Source organism: Aliiroseovarius sp. Z3 (assembly GCF_029105185.1).
In the GTDB taxonomy this organism is placed as follows: domain Bacteria; phylum Pseudomonadota; class Alphaproteobacteria; order Rhodobacterales; family Rhodobacteraceae; genus Aliiroseovarius.
Map to the genome: position 1 here is coordinate 186,207 of NZ_JAFMZK010000006.1, position 18,949 is coordinate 205,155.

General features: G+C 58.9%; 19 protein-coding genes. 12 read left to right on the forward strand and 7 right to left on the reverse strand.

Features of this window, described 5'->3' with window-relative positions; genetic code table 11:
- Window position 1 precedes the first annotated feature (1 nt).
- The 4 genes from moeB (at window position 2) to J3R80_RS12450 (ending at window position 4,150) form a co-directional block, all read left to right on the forward strand.
- Window positions 2–1,033: a molybdopterin-synthase adenylyltransferase MoeB gene (moeB, locus tag J3R80_RS12435; protein WP_275394105.1), complete on the forward strand. Its 1,032-nt coding sequence runs from the start codon at window positions 2–4 to the stop codon at window positions 1,031–1,033.
- Window positions 1,011–1,508 (forward strand): GNAT family N-acetyltransferase, encoded by a 498-nt coding sequence (locus tag J3R80_RS12440; RefSeq protein WP_275394106.1) that lies wholly within the window; start codon window positions 1,011–1,013, stop codon window positions 1,506–1,508. Before moeB ends, J3R80_RS12440 begins: the two co-directional genes overlap by 23 nt.
- Window positions 1,509–1,640: 132 nt before the next feature.
- Window positions 1,641–2,030 carry a hypothetical protein gene (locus J3R80_RS12445; RefSeq protein WP_275394107.1) on the forward strand — a complete coding sequence of 130 codons (390 nt, stop codon included), beginning with the start codon at window positions 1,641–1,643 and terminating at the stop codon, window positions 2,028–2,030.
- 95 nt (window positions 2,031–2,125) lie between these two features.
- Window positions 2,126–4,150 (forward strand): M3 family metallopeptidase, encoded by a 2,025-nt coding sequence (locus J3R80_RS12450; protein ID WP_275394108.1) that lies wholly within the window; start codon window positions 2,126–2,128, stop codon window positions 4,148–4,150.
- Between the two features lie 2 nt (window positions 4,151–4,152).
- Here the strand turns inward: J3R80_RS12450 and J3R80_RS12455 are convergent, their stop codons facing one another.
- Complete coding sequence (locus J3R80_RS12455) at window positions 4,153–5,067, reverse strand: cation diffusion facilitator family transporter (protein WP_275394109.1); 915 nt, start codon at window positions 5,065–5,067, stop codon at window positions 4,153–4,155.
- 52 nt (window positions 5,068–5,119) lie between these two features.
- A complete protein-coding gene (locus tag J3R80_RS12460; protein ID WP_275394110.1) occupies window positions 5,120–5,644 on the reverse strand; it encodes an SH3 domain-containing protein in 525 nt (174 codons plus the stop codon).
- A 139-nt stretch (window positions 5,645–5,783) separates the two neighbouring features.
- Here J3R80_RS12460 and J3R80_RS12465 point away from each other — a divergent pair, with 139 nt between their 5' ends.
- The 5 genes from J3R80_RS12465 (at window position 5,784) to J3R80_RS12485 (ending at window position 11,222) form a co-directional block, all read left to right on the forward strand.
- Window positions 5,784–6,770: a D-glycerate dehydrogenase gene (locus tag J3R80_RS12465; protein ID WP_275394111.1), complete on the forward strand. Its 987-nt coding sequence runs from the start codon at window positions 5,784–5,786 to the stop codon at window positions 6,768–6,770.
- A gap of 15 nt (window positions 6,771–6,785) precedes the next feature.
- On the forward strand, window positions 6,786–7,454 hold the full coding sequence (locus J3R80_RS12470; RefSeq protein WP_275394112.1) for a hypothetical protein: 669 nt from the start codon (window positions 6,786–6,788) through the stop codon (window positions 7,452–7,454).
- 109 nt (window positions 7,455–7,563) lie between these two features.
- The gene (locus J3R80_RS12475; protein WP_275394113.1) at window positions 7,564–10,068 is read left to right on the forward strand and encodes an FAD-dependent oxidoreductase; all 2,505 of its coding nucleotides are present in this window, start codon (window positions 7,564–7,566) and stop codon (window positions 10,066–10,068) included.
- Between the two features lie 91 nt (window positions 10,069–10,159).
- Window positions 10,160–10,864 carry an aspartate/glutamate racemase family protein gene (locus J3R80_RS12480; protein WP_275394114.1) on the forward strand — a complete coding sequence of 235 codons (705 nt, stop codon included), beginning with the start codon at window positions 10,160–10,162 and terminating at the stop codon, window positions 10,862–10,864.
- A complete protein-coding gene (locus J3R80_RS12485; RefSeq protein ID WP_275394115.1) occupies window positions 10,857–11,222 on the forward strand; it encodes a GFA family protein in 366 nt (121 codons plus the stop codon). Before J3R80_RS12480 ends, J3R80_RS12485 begins: the two co-directional genes overlap by 8 nt.
- Here the strand turns inward: J3R80_RS12485 and J3R80_RS12490 are convergent.
- The 5 genes from J3R80_RS12490 to J3R80_RS12510 form a co-directional block, all read right to left on the reverse strand.
- On the reverse strand, window positions 11,219–12,292 hold the full coding sequence (locus J3R80_RS12490) for a DUF1513 domain-containing protein (RefSeq protein WP_275394116.1): 1,074 nt from the start codon (window positions 12,290–12,292) through the stop codon (window positions 11,219–11,221). The genes J3R80_RS12485 and J3R80_RS12490 overlap by 4 nt on opposite strands.
- A gap of 1 nt (window position 12,293) precedes the next feature.
- Window positions 12,294–13,322, reverse strand: a complete 1,029-nt coding sequence (locus tag J3R80_RS12495; RefSeq protein WP_275394117.1) for an imelysin family protein — start codon at window positions 13,320–13,322, stop codon at window positions 12,294–12,296.
- Window positions 13,319–14,809, reverse strand: a complete 1,491-nt coding sequence (locus J3R80_RS12500; RefSeq protein ID WP_275394118.1) for a di-heme oxidoredictase family protein — start codon at window positions 14,807–14,809, stop codon at window positions 13,319–13,321. Before J3R80_RS12500 ends, J3R80_RS12495 begins: the two co-directional genes overlap by 4 nt.
- Window positions 14,810–14,901: 92 nt before the next feature.
- Window positions 14,902–15,342 carry a thioredoxin TrxC gene (gene trxC / locus J3R80_RS12505; protein ID WP_275394120.1) on the reverse strand — a complete coding sequence of 147 codons (441 nt, stop codon included), beginning with the start codon at window positions 15,340–15,342 and terminating at the stop codon, window positions 14,902–14,904.
- A gap of 61 nt (window positions 15,343–15,403) precedes the next feature.
- Window positions 15,404–15,829, reverse strand: a complete 426-nt coding sequence (locus J3R80_RS12510; protein ID WP_248367426.1) for an Lrp/AsnC family transcriptional regulator — start codon at window positions 15,827–15,829, stop codon at window positions 15,404–15,406.
- Between the two features lie 135 nt (window positions 15,830–15,964).
- On the opposite strand from J3R80_RS12510, the gene J3R80_RS12515 reads away from it, so the two are divergent.
- The 3 genes from J3R80_RS12515 to J3R80_RS12525 are packed head-to-tail and all read left to right on the forward strand — an operon-like array spanning window position 15,965 to window position 18,915.
- Window positions 15,965–16,921: an arginine deiminase-related protein gene (locus tag J3R80_RS12515; RefSeq protein ID WP_275394122.1), complete on the forward strand. Its 957-nt coding sequence runs from the start codon at window positions 15,965–15,967 to the stop codon at window positions 16,919–16,921.
- Complete coding sequence (gene rocF, locus J3R80_RS12520) at window positions 16,918–17,847, forward strand: arginase (protein ID WP_275394123.1); 930 nt, start codon at window positions 16,918–16,920, stop codon at window positions 17,845–17,847. Before J3R80_RS12515 ends, rocF begins: the two co-directional genes overlap by 4 nt.
- Before the next feature lie 18 nt (window positions 17,848–17,865).
- Window positions 17,866–18,915, forward strand: a complete 1,050-nt coding sequence (locus tag J3R80_RS12525) for an ornithine cyclodeaminase (protein ID WP_275394124.1) — start codon at window positions 17,866–17,868, stop codon at window positions 18,913–18,915.
- Window positions 18,916–18,949 lie beyond the last annotated feature (34 nt).

An 18,949-nucleotide genomic window follows, 5' to 3' on the forward strand; every position in this document is an offset into this window, starting at 1 on the left:
AGTGATCTGGGTTCTGATCTGGGCAGCGGTGATCTGGGTGGGCGGCGCCTTTGGTGGCCTGTCTGTCACGCGCCGTTGGCAGCTGACGGCACTTCTGGGCGCGGTGGTGCTGTTGAGCCATTTGGTCTTGCCGGAAGACGCGCAGATACGTCAGGCGCTGGGCGGCAGTTTCGCATCATGGGCCGTTCTGTTTGCCGTCATTGCTCTGGGTGCGCTTTATGGGCGTGGACTGGCATGGCTGAAGGCGCGAGCGCCGAAAGTGCCGGTTGCGGAAACGGATGACGGTCCTTTTTCAGAAACTGAGCTAAACCGTTATGCCCGCCATATCGTGCTGCGCGAAATCGGTGGACCGGGGCAGGTGGCCCTGAAACATGCACGGGTTTTGGTCGTGGGGGCAGGGGGGCTTGGCTCGCCCGTGCTGCTTTATCTGGCTGCCGCCGGGGTTGGAACAATTGGTGTGATTGACGATGACGTGGTCGACAATTCGAACCTGCAACGGCAGGTCATTCATCGCGACGCTGATATTGGAACACCGAAGGTCTTTTCCGCCGAGGCTGCAATGCGTTCACAGAACCCTGCGATCACGGTGCGCCCTTATAACCGCCGTCTGACTGCAGACATCGCAGAAGAGCTGATAGGCGACTATGATCTGGTGCTGGAAGGCACAGATAATCTCGAGACCCGCTATCTGGTCAATCGTGTCGCCGCGAAACTGGGCGTTCCGATGATCGGCGGTGCGCTCAGTCAGTGGGAAGGGCAGGTCTCTACCTTCGATCCGGCCTCGGGCGCGCCGTGTTATCAATGTATCTTCCCCGAAGCGCCTGCCCCCGGCCTTGCCCCCAATTGTTCCGAAGCGGGCGTGGTCGGTCCGTTGCCGGGTATCATCGGATCCATCATGGCGACCGAAGCGATCAAGGAAATCACCGGCGCGGGCAAAGGTTTGCGTGGGCGGATGCTGATCTATGACGCGATGTATGCCGAGACGCGGGTGATCCGCACCTTCAGGCGCGATGGATGCCCCTGCTGTGCCTGATCTGGAACTGGCCCCGCTTAGCATTGACGATGCGCCCAGCCTGTTTGCGTTCGAGGTCGAGAACCGGTCGTGGTTCGAAAAGCATGTTGGCCCTCGCCCGGACAGCTACTGGAACCTTGCCTCTCTGACGGACATCGTGCGCGAGCAGGTAAAGGCAGGCGAGATGATGTTCTTGTTGAAGGTCGATGGGCGGATCGTTGGACGGGTGAACGTGACCGCGTTAGAGGGTGGCGTGGCGCAACTGGGCTATCGCATCGGCCAAGCCCATACCGGGCAGGGGATTGCGACCCGCGCGGTTGCGATGGCCTGCCAAGAGGCGTGTGACCGGGGTGTTTGGGCGCTTGAAGCGCGTGTTTTGCTGGATAATATCGCATCGAAACGTGTGCTTGAGAAGGTGGGCTTTATCCGAACTGGGAACGAAAAGATCGGCGATCTGGACTGCGAAACATTTCGCCGCGATCTTGATCAGGATTGACTGGTGAAAGCTAGCAGAAGCGGCTTGTAGTCCCATCCCGTTACACATAATTTCCGCGCAACTGGGGTTTGCGGACGGTTGGTCGCTTCCTCCCTAGGTGGACCAAAAGAGAGCAGCGATAGGGTTTCTGCGATGAAATGGTGGCAGGCAGCATCGATCATATTGGCTATCACGTGTTTGGTAACGCTTGCCTTTCTGACCGTCGGAAAGAATGAGTATGTCGCAGTGAATCTGCCAGGCTTGAAAGATGGCGAGGTAATACAGTTTGAGTGTGTGCGTCGCGCGGAAGAGAGCCAACAAGACTTCGACATGCGTGTGCAAGAAGCCGGATCGTTTTTCCGCGGTGCAGTAGAAGTCGCGCTGAAGGACGCTGCATACGAAATGGCGGATGCCATACGTAACAAGAACGGCTCGGATGCAGTGAAACAACTCAACAATGCTGATCAAATGCTAAACGATAAGTTGAACCAAGCAGCGCGGAGTTTGCGAACTTTGTATGATTGCAATTTCGTCACCATGTGAGGTGCAGTTATTAGTCTAGCAAACGTCCCAAGTTGTTTTGCGCTCTAGCAATCGTCGCACGCGCCACATAGCTTCTTGGCAAAGGAGATTTGCCGATGACCAATCCGCTGCTGGCCCACTGGGACACCCCGTTCAACCTGCCTCCGTTTGACGCGATCCGGGATGGTGATTTCGAACCCGCCTTCGATGCCGCGCTGGATCAGACACGGGCCGCTATCGCCGCGATCGCCGGAACCGACGCAGCGCCCACCTTCGCCAACACGATCGAGGCGTTGGAGCTGTCCGACGCCGCCCTGGATCAGGTTTTGGGCGTGTTCTATAACGTCGCTGGGGCAGACAGCACACCGGCCCGCGAGGAGCTGCAACGCAAGTTTTCCCCGCGTCTGGCGGCGTTTTCGTCCGAGGTGATGATGAATGAAGCGCTGTTTGCACGGGTCGAAACCCTTTGGCAGGCGCGCGAAACGCTGAACCTGACCGACGAACAGGCCCGCGTGCTGATGCTGACCCGACGCCGGTTCGTGCGTTCTGGCGCGCTGTTGAAAGGGGCGGGTCGAGAGCGCCTGAAAGAGGTGCAGCAGAAGCTGGCCAGCCTGGGGACAGCGTTCACGCAGAACCTTCTGGTGGATGAACGGTCGTGGTTTATGCCCCTGACCGAACAAGATCTTGAGGGGTTGCCCGATTTTGTCGTCAACGCCGCCCGCGCGGCGGGGGCCGAGAAGGGTTGCAACGGTCCGGCCGTCACGTTGTCGCGGTCAGTTATCACACCATTTCTGCAACACTCCCCCCGGCGCGATCTGCGCAAGACGGCCTATCTGGCCTACACTGCACGCGGGGCGAATGGTGGTGAGACTGATAACCGCGCGATTGCCGCCGAAACGCTGGGCCTACGCGAGGAACGCGCGCGCCTTCTGGGCTATGAAAATTTTGCTCAGTTCAAATTGGAAACCGAGATGGCTGGTCACCCGGATCGGGTGCGTGATCTGTTGATGCAAGTGTGGGAACCCGCCCGCAAAGCCGCCTTGGCCGATGCTGCCAAAATGACAGAAATGCTGCATGCAGACGGTCACAACGGTGATTTGGAGCCTTGGGACTGGCACTATTACGCGGAACGGCGCCGCGAAGCCGAACATGATCTGGACGAGGCCGAGATCAAACCCTACTTGCAACTGGACCGGATGATTGAGGCATCTTTTGACACTGCAAACCGTCTGTTCGGGTTGGAATTCGCCCCGCTTGATGTGGCTCTCTATCATCCTGACGCACGTGCTTGGAATGTTACGCGAAATGGCAAGCATGTCGCGGTGTTCATCGGGGACTATTTCGCCCGTGGTTCGAAACGGTCCGGTGCGTGGTGTTCGGCGATCCGCAGCCAGCAGAAACTGGCCGGTGACATCCGCCCTGTGGTCGTCAATGTCTGCAACTTTGCCAAGCCCGAAGCGGGTCAGGCCGCGCTGTTGTCATGGGATGATGCACGCACGCTGTTTCATGAATTCGGGCACGCCCTGCACCAGATGCTGTCGGATGTGACCTATCCGTCGATCTCGGGGACGTCTGTTGCGCGTGATTTTGTCGAGCTGCCCAGCCAGCTTTACGAACACTGGCTGGAAGTGCCCGAGGTTTTGGGCAAGTTCGCTACCCATGCTGAAACCGGACAACCCATGCCCGGCAAGCTGTTGCAACGTCTGCTGGCGGCATCGACGCACGATATGGGCTTCCAGACGGTCGAGTTCCTGTCATCGGCTTTGGTTGATCTGGATTTCCACGATCGTCCGGCCCCTGCTGACGCCATGGCTGCGCAGCAGGCGACGTTGGATCGAATCGGGATGCCCCCGGCCATCAAGATGCGGCATGCGACGCCACATTTTGCGCATGTGTTTGCGGGCGACGGGTATTCGTCTGGCTATTACAGCTACATGTGGTCGGAAGTGATGGATGCCGATGCCTTCGAGGCGTTCAAGGAAACGGGGGATGCATTTGACCCTGATATGGCTCAGAGATTAGAGGCCCACATCTTGTCCAAAGGTGGTTCTGTCGATGCCGAAGACCTTTACACCGCATTTCGCGGGCGCTTGCCGGGTGTGGAGGCGCTGTTGAAAGGGCGCGGGCTGGCGGAGGCCTGAGCTTACGTCGCCTGACGTGATGGATCATCGGGGTGTGGTGTCACACCGACAGGATCCTTGTGAATCATGACGTCCGTATCGGGGTATGCGCGAAGGATCGCGCGGCGCAGGCTTGCGCCGATGGCATGCGCATCATTCAGGGTTTGGTTGCCGTCCAGCTCGATATGCATATTCACAAACGTGATCGAACCAGAACGGCGTGTCTTGAGATCGTGAAAGCCGTGGACGCCGGGATGGGTGCGGGCAATTTCCTCGACCCCGGTGACAAGATCGGGGTCGGCGGCGGCGTCCATCAACCCGTCCCACGCCGTTTTGAAGATGCGCAGGGCACCAACCACCAGCTTGATGGCGGCCCCGATGGCGACGACACTGTCGATGGCTTCCATCCCGAACAGGTTCGCAGCCCACAGCGACAGGATTGCCCCAATGTTGGGGATCAGGTCGCCAAGATAATGCAGGCTGTCGGCCTTCACGACAGCCGACCCGGTTCGCGATGCGACATGCCGTTGCCAAAGCACCAGTGCTATTGTCAGGCCGATGGAAAGGACCATGACGGCGATGCCGCGCTGATGGGCCATGATCGGGGCGGGTTCCCCGGATAAAAGCCGCGCGACGGCGGCCCATGTGATGACACCCGCCGAGGCCATGATGAACAGGCTTTGCCCAAGGGCGGCCAGATCCTCGGCGGCGGAATGTCCGAAGGCGTGATCATCATCTGCGGGGCGGGCAGCATACCAGATCGCAGCCAAAGCCCCCAGTGACACCATCAGGTCCATTGCGCTGTCGGCCAGCGATGCCGCGACCGATAGCGACTGTGTTTGCCCGAGCGCCCAGAGCTTCAGCGCCACCAGCGTCACCGCCACCGATGCCGACGCGATGCCAGCGGAAAGGTTCAGTCTGATACGATCTTCGGTCATGGCTTCCGGCTTACCCAGCGGTTTTGCCCGACGCAAGTGAAGGGTGGTGGTTCTATTCGATCACTTCGTTTGGGCGCACACCCCAAAGATTGGATTTGAGCGTCCAGCCCCGGATGCCGTCTGCCTTAACCCGGCACCAGTCAAGGCCGCAGCTCTCAAGCCGCGCAATGACACCAGCCTCAAGATAAGCGTCAATCTGGCTTTCGGGGTCGGCGCGGCTGAAAAGCGGGCTGAGGTCCGTATCAACAATTGACGTGCGCACACCGGACAGAAGCGAGTAATGCACCCACCCACCGACGCCGTCACGGTCACGCACCTGCCGCCAGTGGCCGAACTCCCCAATGATTTCCAGGGGCATACCGGGATGTTTAAAGACCCAGTCAATTCGGTGGCGCAGGGATGGCCCGCGGCGCACGTTTCCTTCCGAGGTCTTAAGGGAAACGAACCGTGGAATCGGCAGATTGGTAACAGGTCCGCGTTTCTGCGCGCCTTGACCCTGGTCCGCCATCGCGGGCTCGACCCAAATGACGGCAGTTATGGCGATCGCAATCACTGCCAACATGCTGGAAAACCGCATTTCCGTCCTCATTTCCTGTGTCACACCAGCGCGCGCGCAATTTTCTTTCGTTTGCGTCCCGGCGGTGCTTGTGCCTTGCCTCGTTCCTTGTCACTTTGTCAGGGAGACGCGCAAAAGAAAAGCCAAAGGGAGGGCGGGCATGGCCGCTGAACGTCTGAGTGTTGTTGTCACGCGACGGTTGCCCGAGGTCGTCGAGACCCGGATGAAAGAACTTTTCGATGTCGAGCTTCGGGATGACGACACACCGATGACGCGATCCGAACTGGCAGACGCGATGGCACGCTGTGATGTGCTTGTCCCGACGATCAACGACCAGATCGACGCAAACATGCTGGCCGGTGCCGGTGAACGGTTGCGCCTTATTGCGAATTATGGTGCCGGGGTTGACCATATCGACGTGGGATCAGCGCGGCAGCGCGGTATTCTGGTCTCGAACACAGCCGGTGTATCGGCAGATGACACCGCAGACATGGCGATTGCCTTGATATTGGCCGTAACCCGTCGGTTCCCGGAAGGCATTCGGCTGATGGCATCTGGCGAATGGGCCGGGTGGTCGCCAACGGCGATGCTTGGCCACCGGATTCAGGGCCGACGCGTGGGGATTCTGGGCATGGGCCGGATCGGACAGGCGGTCGCGATGCGCGCCCGCGCCTTCGGGATGCAGGTGCATTACCACAACCGCAGGCGGCTGCACGCCAAGATCGAAGAACAGTTGGAGGCGACCTATTGGGAAAGCCTTGATCAGATGGTGGCGCGGATGGACGTGATTTCCATCAACTGCCCACATACGCCGTCGACGTTCCATTTGATGAATGCGCGTCGGCTAAAGCTGATGAAACCTGATGCGGTGATCGTGAACACTTCGCGCGGCGAGGTGATCGACGAAAACGCCCTGACGCGGATGTTGCGCGCGGGCGAGATCGCTGGCGCGGGCCTTGATGTCTACGAGCATGGCAACGAGATTAATCCGCGCCTGCGCGACCTGCCCAATGTGGTGGCTTTGCCGCATATGGGGTCCGCAACCGTGGAAGGGCGCGTCGAGATGGGCGAGAAAGTGTTGATCAACATCAAGACCTTTGCGGATGGGCACCGGCCGCCTGATCAAGTTGTTCCGGGGATGCTGTAGGTCTGATTGCCTCACATGAATGTCCGGCTGATCTTTGTGGCATGGCTGTTGGTGGCGCTGGGCGTTGCAGGATGCGCCCGAAAACTGTCAGACACCGAGGTCCATATGTCGCGACTTGTCTTCGGCGACAGTCTGGACACCGAAAGAGTGCGCGTGCGGGCGGGAATAGGGGTACTTCCCCTGCCAAAATCAGATCCGATCCCGGCGGGCGCTGCGAAACAGAACGCACGAAAACTGCCTAAGGGCATCTGCGATCGCGTGCCCCAGCCGGATCGCAAGATCGAGTTTCCGGCGGGGTTTGTCCTGTGGAATCAAGTGTTTCTGAAGCGCGATCTATATCGCGATGACATGTTTGAAGGCTGGCCCGAAAGCCTGCCAATGCCTCAAGCCCTTCTGATGATGCACGAGCTGGTGCATGTTTGGCAGTGGCAAAACCGTGGTCGCACGGGATACTCGCCTTTCAAATCAGGTGCCGAAAGCCTTCGGCCCGGTGATCCTTATTACTGGCCGGCACGTGAGGCAGGCGCATATCTGTCCTATGGATTTGAAGCACAGGCCGCGATGGTCGAGGATTATATGTGCATGACGTTGTTTGACCCAGCGAACCCGCGCCGCAAGGAGATCGAGGCTTTGATCGCCCCAGTCATCCCCGTGAATCGACTTGCTGATGCGTTAAACCGCTGAATCCCACAGCTATGTCGTTTTCATTATGTGTAAGGTCGGGCAGGTTCGGACCCGACCGCTGCCTTTCGGCATCTATGATGCAACGCAAATACCCCAAGGGAGTCGCCCCATGAAAACCCAAGTCAAAGCGCTTGTCGTCGGCGGTGGTGCCGTTGGCACCTCGATTGCCTATCATCTTGCGAAAGCGGGCTGGGATGATGTGATGCTGATCGAGCGGGACGAGCTGACCTCGGGCTCGACCTGGCACGCTGCCGGTCTTCTGCCGCTGTTCAACATGTCCTATGCGACGACCCACATCCACGATTATTCGGTCAAGTTCTACAAGACGCTGGAAGAAGAGACCGGCCTGAACGCGGGCTTCGCCGTTGTGGGCAACCTGCGCATGGCGCAGACCGACGAGCGTATGGATGAATACCAGCTCTATGCCTCCACCGCGGACACCGTTGGCATCAACTATGAATTTCTGACGCCTGAGCAGATCAAAGAGCGCTGGCCGCTGATCGAAACCGGCGACCTGAAGGGTGCGCTTTATCACACCGAGGACGGATACATTAACCCGGCAGACGTGACGCAGGCGATGGCCAAGGGTGCCCGTCAGCGCGGCGTGGACATCGTACGCAAGCTGCAAGCCGACGCGTTCCACTGGACCGGCACCCACTGGGAAGTCACCTGCACCAAGATGGTGGAAAAGGGCGGCAACCTAGTTGAAAGTGATGAGCAGGTGGTGATCACTGCCGAGCACGTCGTGACCGCATCCGGCAACCACGCACAGCGCACCGCCAAGATGCTGGGCATCAAGATGCCCGCCATCCCGGTGGAACACACCTTCATCGTCATGGACAAAGACCCCGAGCTGGTGAAATGGCGTGAAGCGGGCAACCCCGAGCACCCCGTTGTGCGCGACGCCGACAACGAAAGCTATGCCCGTGAAGAACGCGGCGGCTGGATCCTTGGTATCTACGAGCGCGGCGCCCCCGCCCGCTTTGAACATGGCGTGCCAGACAGCTTCCGTGCCGACCTGTTCCCGCTGGATCTGGACCGCATCGCAGACCAGTACATGGCGATGGCCGAACGTGTGCCGTCCTGTGCGGAAAGCGGGTTGAAAGACGATTTCAACGGTCCGATCTGCTACACCCCTGACGGCAACCCGCTGGTGGGACCGGCCCCCGGTCTGCGCAACATGTGGCTGGCGGAAGGGTTCAGCTTCGGGATCACCGCTGCTGGCGGTACCGGCTATTACCTCGCCCAGATGATGGTCGATGGCGAAGCCGAAATCGACATGGCGTCGCTGGACCCCAAGCGTTACAGCTCGAACTGGATGACCACCGAGTTTGCAGCGCGTAAGAACGAAGAATGCTACGAACACGTCTATATCCTGCACCACCCGGATGAAGAGCGCCCGGCTTGTCGCCCGCTGCGCACCTCGCCCGCCTATGATCGTCAGAAAGAAAAAGGCGCTCAGTTTGGCTGGGTGAATGGCTGGGAACGTCCGAACTATTATGGTCCCGTCGATGCGCCCTCGAACTTCGACGAAGAAAGTCGTTCGTTCCGCCGTGGTGGCTGGTGGCAATATGCCGTGGACGAGGCGAAAGCCGTGCGCGAAGGCGTTGGCCTGATCGACGCAACCGCCTTCACCAAGCACGTCGTCAAAGGCCCCGGCGCGACCCAGTTCCTGGACTGGTTCACCTGTAACAAACTGCCGCGCGTTGGCCGGATCAACCTGACCTACGCCCTGACGTCTGCAGGCACCACCCGCACCGAATACACCATCGTGCGCAATGGCGAGAATAACTACTACCTCGTCTCGGCCGGTGCATGGACCGAGTACGACGCCGACTTCCTGCGCAAGGCGGCCGAGGACAAGATGGACGAGTTCGGCTATATCGAGATCCAGGACGTGACCACCCAGTGGGGCGTCTTCGCCATCGCGGGTCCGAAATCGCGTGACGTTCTGAAAGAGATCATCGTCGATGCCGACCCGGAAAACGCGCTGACCAACAAGGCGTTCCCGTGGCTGTCGGCCAAGCAGATCGAGCTGGGCATGTGCCCGGTCAATGCGATCCGTGTGGCTTATACCGGCGAGCTGGGTTGGGAACTGCACCACCCGATCGAGATGCAGAACTATCTGTGGGATCTGCTGACCAAAGCAGGCGAAAAGCACGGCATGAAGCTGGTTGGCGCCCGCGCGCAGAACTGGCTGCGTCAGGAAAAATCCTATCGTGCATTCGGGACCGAGCTGGGCCGCGACGCGACCCCGCAAGAGGCCGACCTGCCGCGCTTCATTGATCTGGAAAAAGACTTCCACGGCAAAGACGCCATGCTGGAAACCGGCGTGCGCGTGAAGTGCTGCACCTTCCTGATCGACGGGCCGGATGATGCGGACCCATGGGGCCGCGAGGCGCTGTTCCTGGATGGTAAGAAAGTGGGTCGTCTGACCTCGGGTGGCTATTCGGTCGCGTTTGAGAAGTCGATCGGCATGGGCTATCTGCCGCCGGACCTGGCGGTGCCGGGCCAGAAACTGAAGGTCAAGATCATGGGCGGTCTCCATGATGCCGAGGTCACGGTCGACAGCCCCTATGACCCGAAGAACGAAACGATCCGCGTTAACGGCTGATCTTTTCGGAGCTTCCCTGAAACCCCGTCTTCAAGGCGGGGTTTTTTCTTTGGGTCAGCAGGGTTAGGCTGGCAGAATGGAAGGGGGCGCAATGAAAACCATTGGCATTCTGGGCGGCATGTCTGCGGCGTCCACGCAAATTTATTATCGCACGCTCTGTGATCTGACGCGGGTGAAGCTGGGAGGACTGCATTCGCCCGAGCTGTTGATCCGGTCGCTGGATTTCGCGCCGATCGAAGCCTTGCAAGCGGCAGGGGATTGGGCAACCGCCGGACAGATTCTGAACGACAACGCCAAGGCGCTGGAACGGGGCGGGGCCGAGGTTCTGGTGCTGGCGACCAACACCATGCACAAGCTGGCGGACGAGATGATGGCGGATGTGACGATCCCCTTCATTCACATTGCTGACGCGACGGCTGATGCGATCAGGGCGCAGGGACTGTCACGTCCCGGCCTGATGGCCACCGCCTTCACGATGGAGCAGCGGTTCTATCTGGACCGGTTGGAGGCCGCAGGGCTGTCTCCGGTGGTGCCCAACGACGCAGACCGGGCAGAGACGCACCGGATCATCTATGACGAACTGTGCAAGGACATTGTGACCGATAACAGCCGCGCGCAGTACGAGGCGATTGCCGCACGGCTGATCAAGGCCGGCTGCGATTGCCTGATCCTCGGCTGTACCGAAGTCGGGATGCTGCTGAACGCCGGCAATGTCTCGGTCCCCGTATTTGACACAACCCATATACATTGCAAGGCTGTGTTGAGTGCGGCGCTGAGAGGGGATGACAATGGCTGAGATGATCCAAGGTGCGTGTCACTGTGGGGCCGTGACGTTCGAGGTCAGCGCGCCGAAGTTTGTGGTGTCCTGTAATTGCTCCATATGCCGCCGCTATGGCGCGCTGTGGGCGCATTGTCCGCCCAACACGGGCGCAATTCTGACCGGGCGGAACCACACGAAAACCTATAGCTGGGGCGATCACTTGATCGACTTCCACGCCTGCAAGACCTGTGGCTGTATCACCCATTGGGGGCCTGGCCCAAAAGCCGATCAACAGCGTATCGCCCTGAACCTCAGAATGGCCGAACCTTCGGATATCGCTGACATACCAGTGCGCCATTTTGACGGTGCCGACAGTTGGGAATTTCTTGACTAGCGTGCAACCAGATGGTTGTCCCACGACCAGTCGCCTGCCACTGGGATTACTGTTTCACCAGTTTTGTGACGGTGAACCAACCCGCCGTCTCGGGTGATCATCAGACCGCCACTTGGTGCGGGCGCAACGCCGGATGCCGTGCTGTGATGTTCAGAGCCGATCGCGGAGCCGTCAGCACTGAAATATATGACCGTGCTGCCTTTTGGCCCCGTCACTGCGACCTCTCCAGTGCTTGGACAAACCGCGACAGACCCCGCATAGTTTTTCAACAGTCGCGTGTCCGGGTGCGGCATAAACTGCACCTTTTGCCCGCGTTCGTGCTTCAGAACCAATGGCACCTGGCGCGTCGGCATGCCTTGCCATTGAAGTGCGGCGACAATCGCGCCGGTTCCATCTATCGCGATATGTCGAATTGAGTTCTGGTGCATGTCGCCCGACAATTCTATCTGGTCAATGATCTCTGCTTTCGGGGAGAGATAGGTCAGATTGGTGCGCATTGACGGCAGGTTCAGTTTTGCGCGCGCCATGTCGGGATGGGTCTGGATGCCACCGTTGGCAACAGCAAAACCACCGTCATTCAGGCGCAGGATTTCGTGTGGGCCGATCCCGCCAGACGGCACTTCGCCTATGCGGCGATACCCGTCGGTCACGTCCCAGATACCAAGAACACCCGCTGGCGCGTCATAATCGTTCTCGGTGGTGAACAGGATCTTTCCATCCGCTGAAAACGCCCCGTGCCCATAGAAGTGCCGCCCTTCAGGTGTTTCCAACCGTGCAACTTCAGAACTATTGGCGCAGTCAATCACCACCGCGAAACGCCCCGGGCGACGTGCAAAGGCCACGGCCTGAGCGGCCTGTGGGTTGACTGCCGCCGCATGTCCGCGATTGGGAATGGGGATTTGGAAGACCACTTCGCCGCTCTGGGTCAGTCCCACCAACCACGAGCTTTTATCGGCCAGATTTCCAGCTGTGATAAAGTCGGGCGCGCCAGCGGCGGCCCATGAAAGTGTAGGCAAATTGCCCATTCCAAGGCTGGCGGACGCCCCGACAAGAAAACTGCGGCGTTTCATGTCAATCTCCATCCCCGGCGCTGAACCCGGCTTTGACACCCAGGGCATTCCCAACCTCGTTATCAAGACGAATCTGCAGGTAGTCGAGATTGGTTTGTACCGCCTCCACCCGGATGCGTGTTAGCGGATCGTCCAGCGCCTGTGACAGCGGGGCGCCAATGGACCGGATGCGCGTTTGGATGTCGCGCGCGATTTGCGTGATCTCGGCTGATGTTATGTCGGGAATGCTGTCGGCAAAACCTTTCTCGACGACCTCGATCAAGCCGTCGATCTGCGCGACCATGATGTCATTTGTAATGCCGGACCGCCACGCCTCCGCCCGTTTGGGAAAGCTGCGTTCATAGGTGCCAAGGGGGCGCCCGATCCGATGTTCGCGCAGGCGCAAGATCGAAAAGTCGAGTGCGGTGAATATCTGGCGGGTAAATTCCTGATGTGACAGATAAACCGGGTTCTCAGGACCTGCATTCCTGACAAGATCGGCCCAGCCATCGGCAGCAAACCAACCCTCGTAAAGCTCGGCTCCGATCCGGGCAAGGTTGCCGGACACTCCGACCAGCGCCGGGCAGGTTTGTTTGTCATCAAACAGCAACTGTTCGATTGCGGGCAGTCCCTGGGTGCCGGCGCTGGATGCGGCGATTACCGAAGGGTCTGCCTGATCGCTTTCCGGGCGCTTGAGCAGATCAGACACCGCCCGTCCAACGAAGTTCTTCTTGTCTGGAAAGAAATTGACGGTGAGCGCAGCTGCTTGGGTTTCTATCGGGCCAAACTGATATGCATCCAGCGGTGCCCATGCACGCCAGCTATCGGCAAAAGCGTCCTCGATCAGGCTGCGGTCGGCGGTTCCATCACAATAGGCGATCGCGGTGTCGAACAGGGTGGCAGTTTCGTCCTTAAACGCGTCAAACTGATGTTCCAGAACAACCAGAACACGGTCTGACACAGCGACGTGGTCGATGGCTGGGGGCGTGTCCGCGGAAAACACCACCGTGGGCAAAAGGCAGGCGACCATGAGGGTTGCAAGATTTTTCATAAGGACTCCAAGAACGCGATCAGGGCGGCACGATCTTCGGTGCTGAACCGCCGGACGGTTTCACGGGCGTCATTCGCTTCGCCACCGTGCCACATAATCGCTTCCAACACTGTACGCGCACGTCCGTCGTGAAGGAAGCTTTGTTCACCCGCAACTTGTTCGGTTCTGCCCAACCCCCACAATGGCGGCGTGCGCCATTCGCGGCCCGTGGCGCGCCCTTCCGGACGCAGGTCTGCCAACCCATCACCCATGTCGTGCAGAAGCAGGTCCGTGTAAGGCCAGATCAGCTGGAAGGACCGCGCAGGATCGTCCGGCAGGCGGTGAGTTACAAACGCTGGTCGGTGACAGGCGGCACAGCCAGATGTGTGAAACAAGGACTTTCCTTCGAGGATCTGTTCATCATCCGTATTCACACGTGCTGGCACCGCAAGATTGGCGGCGTAGAAAGCCATCAAACCCAAGGCCGTGTCGCCCAGTTCCTGATTGTCCTGAGCGGCAGAATTGCCATTGCGCGCCGCGCGGCAGTCGGTTTGCCGTTCAGTGCAGTCGCCATGCGGTGCGGGAAACAACGTGCTGGAAAGGCCGATATCACCATTCGCGGCGTCGGCGGTTTGTTGGCGTATCGTGGGATTGCCCGCCTTGTGGCCAAACCGGCCCAGCATCCATTGGCCATACTCGCGTGACCAGACACGGTTGGGTCGACCGGAAATTCCATCCCCATCCGTGTCATCGGGGTCGGCATTTGCCAGAATATCGGCTTCCGGTATCGCCTCTAACAGTCCCAGCCCAATCATCGGAGGTGCGATGCGGGGCGAGGTCATGGTCTGATCATCCAGCTCCCCATAGATGGGAGATGCGAGTGTGTAGGTTGGTTGCCGCAGTTCAACGACATGGCCGTCCGCCAAGGGAACGGTTCTGGTCTCATAATGGATCGCGATCGACGCCTCGGCCGGGTGCCCCGATATCGCCCGGTCCTGAATTTGGAACCCATACTGGGGATCTGACCGCACCAATCCAGCCGGATCAATTTGCGACAAGCGCAAGACCAGACCGGGGGTCGCATCGCTGGGGTCCGTTGGCGGATGTCCCCGGCCATCGTTGATGTGGCAGGCTGAACAGGCGCGGGCGTTGTAAAGCGGGCCAAGCCCGTCTGACGAAATCGTAGAAGCGGGGCCTTGAACCCATAGCTTTTCGAATAAGGCTTCGCCCAGCCTGAAATCCAGCGCCTGTTCGGCAGTCAAGCCAGACGCAGGTTCGGAAAACGGCGCATGAGCCGGCGGTGACATTGCGGTGGCCGCACCGGCAGACCGGCTTTCATATGGCGAGACTGCTTTGGGATCGGCCGCGATTGCGGTTTGAATCCGACGGCTTTCGTCATTGGTGCGGGGGGTGGGGGCCAGATGTGGCTCGCCCCACGGGGGATGGCCCTCGGCCGACGCCATCGGGCCGCCAATCAGATAGACTACCAGAAAAAGCAGGCCGCGCATCACAGGTTCCTACAGAGAGCGCCCCGTTGTAATGCGGTTAGCCAATGAGGTAAAGCTGTTCTGACAGAAATAGTCAGGATTTGTGTGATGCACTACAGAGATGCGTTCTTGCGCACAAAGTCTTCGATCGCATTGGCTGGAATGGCCCCGGCATGACGCGCGATTTCCTTGCCGTTTTGATACAGGATCAGCGCGGGAATGCCCCGGATGTTCTTCTGCAGAGAGACTTTCGGGTGGTCTTCCGTATTGATCTTCGCGAAACGGGCCTGTGGCGACATTGACCGTGCAGCCTGTGCAAAAGCTGGGGCCATCGAACGGCACGGTCCACACCACGGTGCCCAGAAATCCACCAGCAATGGGGTGCTGTCGTTTTTGGCCGCTTTCGCGAGCGTGGTCGGATCCAGCTCGCGCACCTTGCCGTCAGACAGCTTCGCGCCGCAGGTGCCACATTTCGGGCCTGCGCCCAGTTTGCTTGTTGGGACGCGGTTAACGCTGCCACATTCAAGGCAGGTCACTTTGGCTGAGCTGGACATGAGGCATTCCTTCAAATTCTATAAGATGCATATGATGGTGGCGCCTGCCCACGTCAAGGGATCAGACCGTGCTGAGTAGAATGCTGGTTTCGCTGTTGGTGATCCCTTCGACAACCCGCACATCGCGCAGCACTCGGTCGAAATCGGTCAGGCTTTCAGCGGTCAATTGCGCCACAAGGTCCCATTTCCCGTTTGTTGAATGCAGGCTACGCAGCTCGGGAAGACCGCGCAGACGTTTGATGACAGCAGTGGTGGATTTTCCCGAAACCTCGATCATCATGATTGCATGAACCCCATCCGGGCCGTGGTCCTGCCGCGCGCGGATGGTGAAGCCCAGAACCGCCCCACTGTCCAGCAAACGATCAAGGCGGGCTTGCACCGTAGCACGAGACACACCGAGAATTTCGGCCAGTTTTGAAATGGGTGCGCGGCCGTCTTCGCGCAGGATTGCGATCAAGTTGCGATCAAGGTCATCAAAAATATGCATAACATATTGCTAAGTGATATAGAGATATATGACAAGAATATGCGCAATAATTTATAGTTATGTATATTATATCAGAAAACATGTGGGTGCTATGCTTGGGGTCTCGCATTGCTCAGAAACCCACCAGAGACCCAAATGCCACAAAGCTCGCTTCAGGCCCCAAGCGCTGTGATCATGATCCGTCCGCACAATTTCCACCCGAATGCCGAAACGGCGCGGGACAATGGGTTTCAAACTGAAGTAACGGAAGGTGCCTCTGGACATCTGGCTGTTCAGGCAAAAGCCGAGGTGACGACGGCGGTGCAGACATTGCGCGAGGCTGGCGTTCAGGTTCACCTTTTCGACGATCCGCGTGATGATCGCCCAGACGCCGTGTTTCCGAACAACTGGTTTTCGACGCATCCCGGTGGGCATGTGGCGGTCTATCCGATGTATTCGCCGAACCGCCGGATCGAGCGGCGTGCCGATGTGTTGGAAATGCTCAAGCATCGCTATCGGGTGCAGGACATCATCGACTATTCCGGGTTAGAGCAGGATGGGCTGTTTCTGGAAGGCACCGGCGCGATGGTGTTGGATCACGTCGAACGCGTGGCCTATGCCGCCCGGTCCAGACGCACAAGCGAGGTGTTGTTGGAGCGGTTCTGCACGCATTTCAACTACGAACCGATGGTGTTTGATGCCTATGATGCTGATGATGTGCCGATCTATCATACCAATGTGCTGATGTGCATTGGCACCGATGTGGCGTTGATTGGGCTGCAGACGATCCACGATGCAGCGCGCCGGGACGAGTTGCGCGCGCGATTGGTGCAAGGTGGCCGGGAGATTGTCGAACTGACGCAGGAGCAGATCGCCAATTTCGCAGGCAACGCCATCGAGCTTCAGGGGAAAAGCGGTCGTCTGTTGGCCATGTCTACGCGCGCCTATGATGCTCTGTCCCCGGCGCAACGCCAGAAAATCGAGACGCATCTGAAGATACTACCGTTGGATATCCCTACAATCGAAATGGCAGGCGGGTCCGTGCGCTGCACCATTGCAGGCATCCACCTAAGCCAGCGTCCGCAAGCAACCTCGGAAGGAGAGGCCAAATGACCAATATTCACCTGCTTGGCGCCCCAATAGAAGAAGGCGCAGGGCGTCGCGGCTGCATCATGGGGCCAGCGGCCTATCGCACTGCAGGTTTGGCCGAGGAGCTGTCGTCACTGGGTCATGACGTTGTCGATCTGGGCGACGCGCAACGTGACGAGGTTGGCACCCTTGAAACCGAGCACACGCACCTGAAGTTTCTGCCGGAAGTCGCGGGATGGGCCCGCAGCCTGCATCGACATGCTTATGAGCTTGCAAATCAGGATGTGCTGCCAATTTACCTTGGAGGGGACCATGCGCTGTCACTGGGTACTGTTACCGGCCATGTGGCGGCAGCTGCCGAAATGGGACGCCCGCAATATGTGCTTTGGTTAGACGCACATTCCGATTTCAACATTCCCGCGTCGTCACCCAGTGGCAACATCCACGGCATGCCGGTTGCCTTCGCCTGCGGGCTGGACGGATTTCCCGATATGCTGGGCAAACCACTTCCGGCACGTCTTGATCCGTTGAATGTTTGCATGATCGGTCTTCGGTCTGTTGACGGGATGGAGCGCGAGCTTTTGCAGGCCTCGGGCGCGCAAACATATGATATGCGCACGATTGATGAAAACGGCGTGGCAAAGCTGCTGTTGCCGTTTCTTGATCAGGTTGCACAAACCAACGGCCTTTTGCATGTCAGCCTTGATGTGGATTTCATCGAACCAGACATCGCGCCTGCCGTGGGCACCACTGTCCCCGGTGGCGCCACCTTCCGCGAGGCCCATCACATCATGGAAATGCTGCATGACAGCGGCCTTGTCACCTCGCTGGATCTGGTCGAGCTGAACCCGTTTCTCGATGACCGCGGCCGCACCGCCCGTCTGATGGTGGACCTGACCGCAAGCCTGTTTGGCCGCCGCGTGCTTGATCGCCGCACCCAAAGTTACTGATCGTCGAAAGGACATCCAATGCCGCCTCTGCCCTCTGAACTTGCTTATGTACCCTTCGTCTCGGTCGAACACATGATGGGACTTGTCCATCATATCGGCATTGAAAAGCTGCTGATCGAGCTGGCCGATGAAATTGAAGCCGATTTCAAACGGTGGGAGCTGTTTGACAAAACCCCGCGCGTGGCCAGCCATTCCGATGTCGGCGTGATCGAATTGATGCCGACCTCGGATGGCGAGATGTACGGCTTCAAATACGTGAACGGACATCCGAAGAACACCAAGGAAGGGCTGCAAACCGTTACGGCGTTTGGTCTGCTGGCGGATGTAAGCTCGGGCTATCCCAAGCTGCTGAGCGAGATGACGGTGCTGACAGCCTTGCGCACGGCGGCAACCTCGGCCATGGCGGCGAAGCATCTGGCACCGAAGGGTGCAACCACCATGGCGATGATCGGCAACGGTGCGCAGTCGGAATTCCAGTGCCTGGCATTCAAGGCGATCTGTGGCATCGACACGGTGCGCTTGTATGACATTGATCCCGCTGCGACCGAGAAATGCGCCCGCAACCTGCAAGGGCAGGGACTGACCGTCGTGCCGTGCAAAACGGGCGAGGAAAGCATGGAAGGCGCGCAGATCATCACCACCTGCACCGCCGACAAGCAATATGCGACCATCCTGACCGACAACATGATTGGCGAGGGGGTGCATATCAACGCGATTGGCGGCGACTGCCCCGGCAAAACCGAACTGCACCGTGACATCCTTCTGCGCTCGAACATTTTCGTAGAGTATCCTGAACAGACATGGATCGAAGGCGAGATCCAGCAGTTGGAGAAGGATCACCCGATCACCGAGCTGTGGCAGGTGATCACCGGGCAGGCAAAAGGTCGCCGTGATGCCAAGCAGATCACCCTGTTCGACAGTGTTGGCTTCGCGATCGAGGATTTCTCGGCGCTTCGCTACATCTCGAATGCCATTGTTGGGACGGAGTACTTCACCCAGCTTGACATGTTGGCCGATCCCGACGACCCGCGCGATCTGTTTGGAATGCTAGAGCGATCAAAAGGCTGAGGTCTTGTAAAACGGGCGGTGGAGTGATCCACCG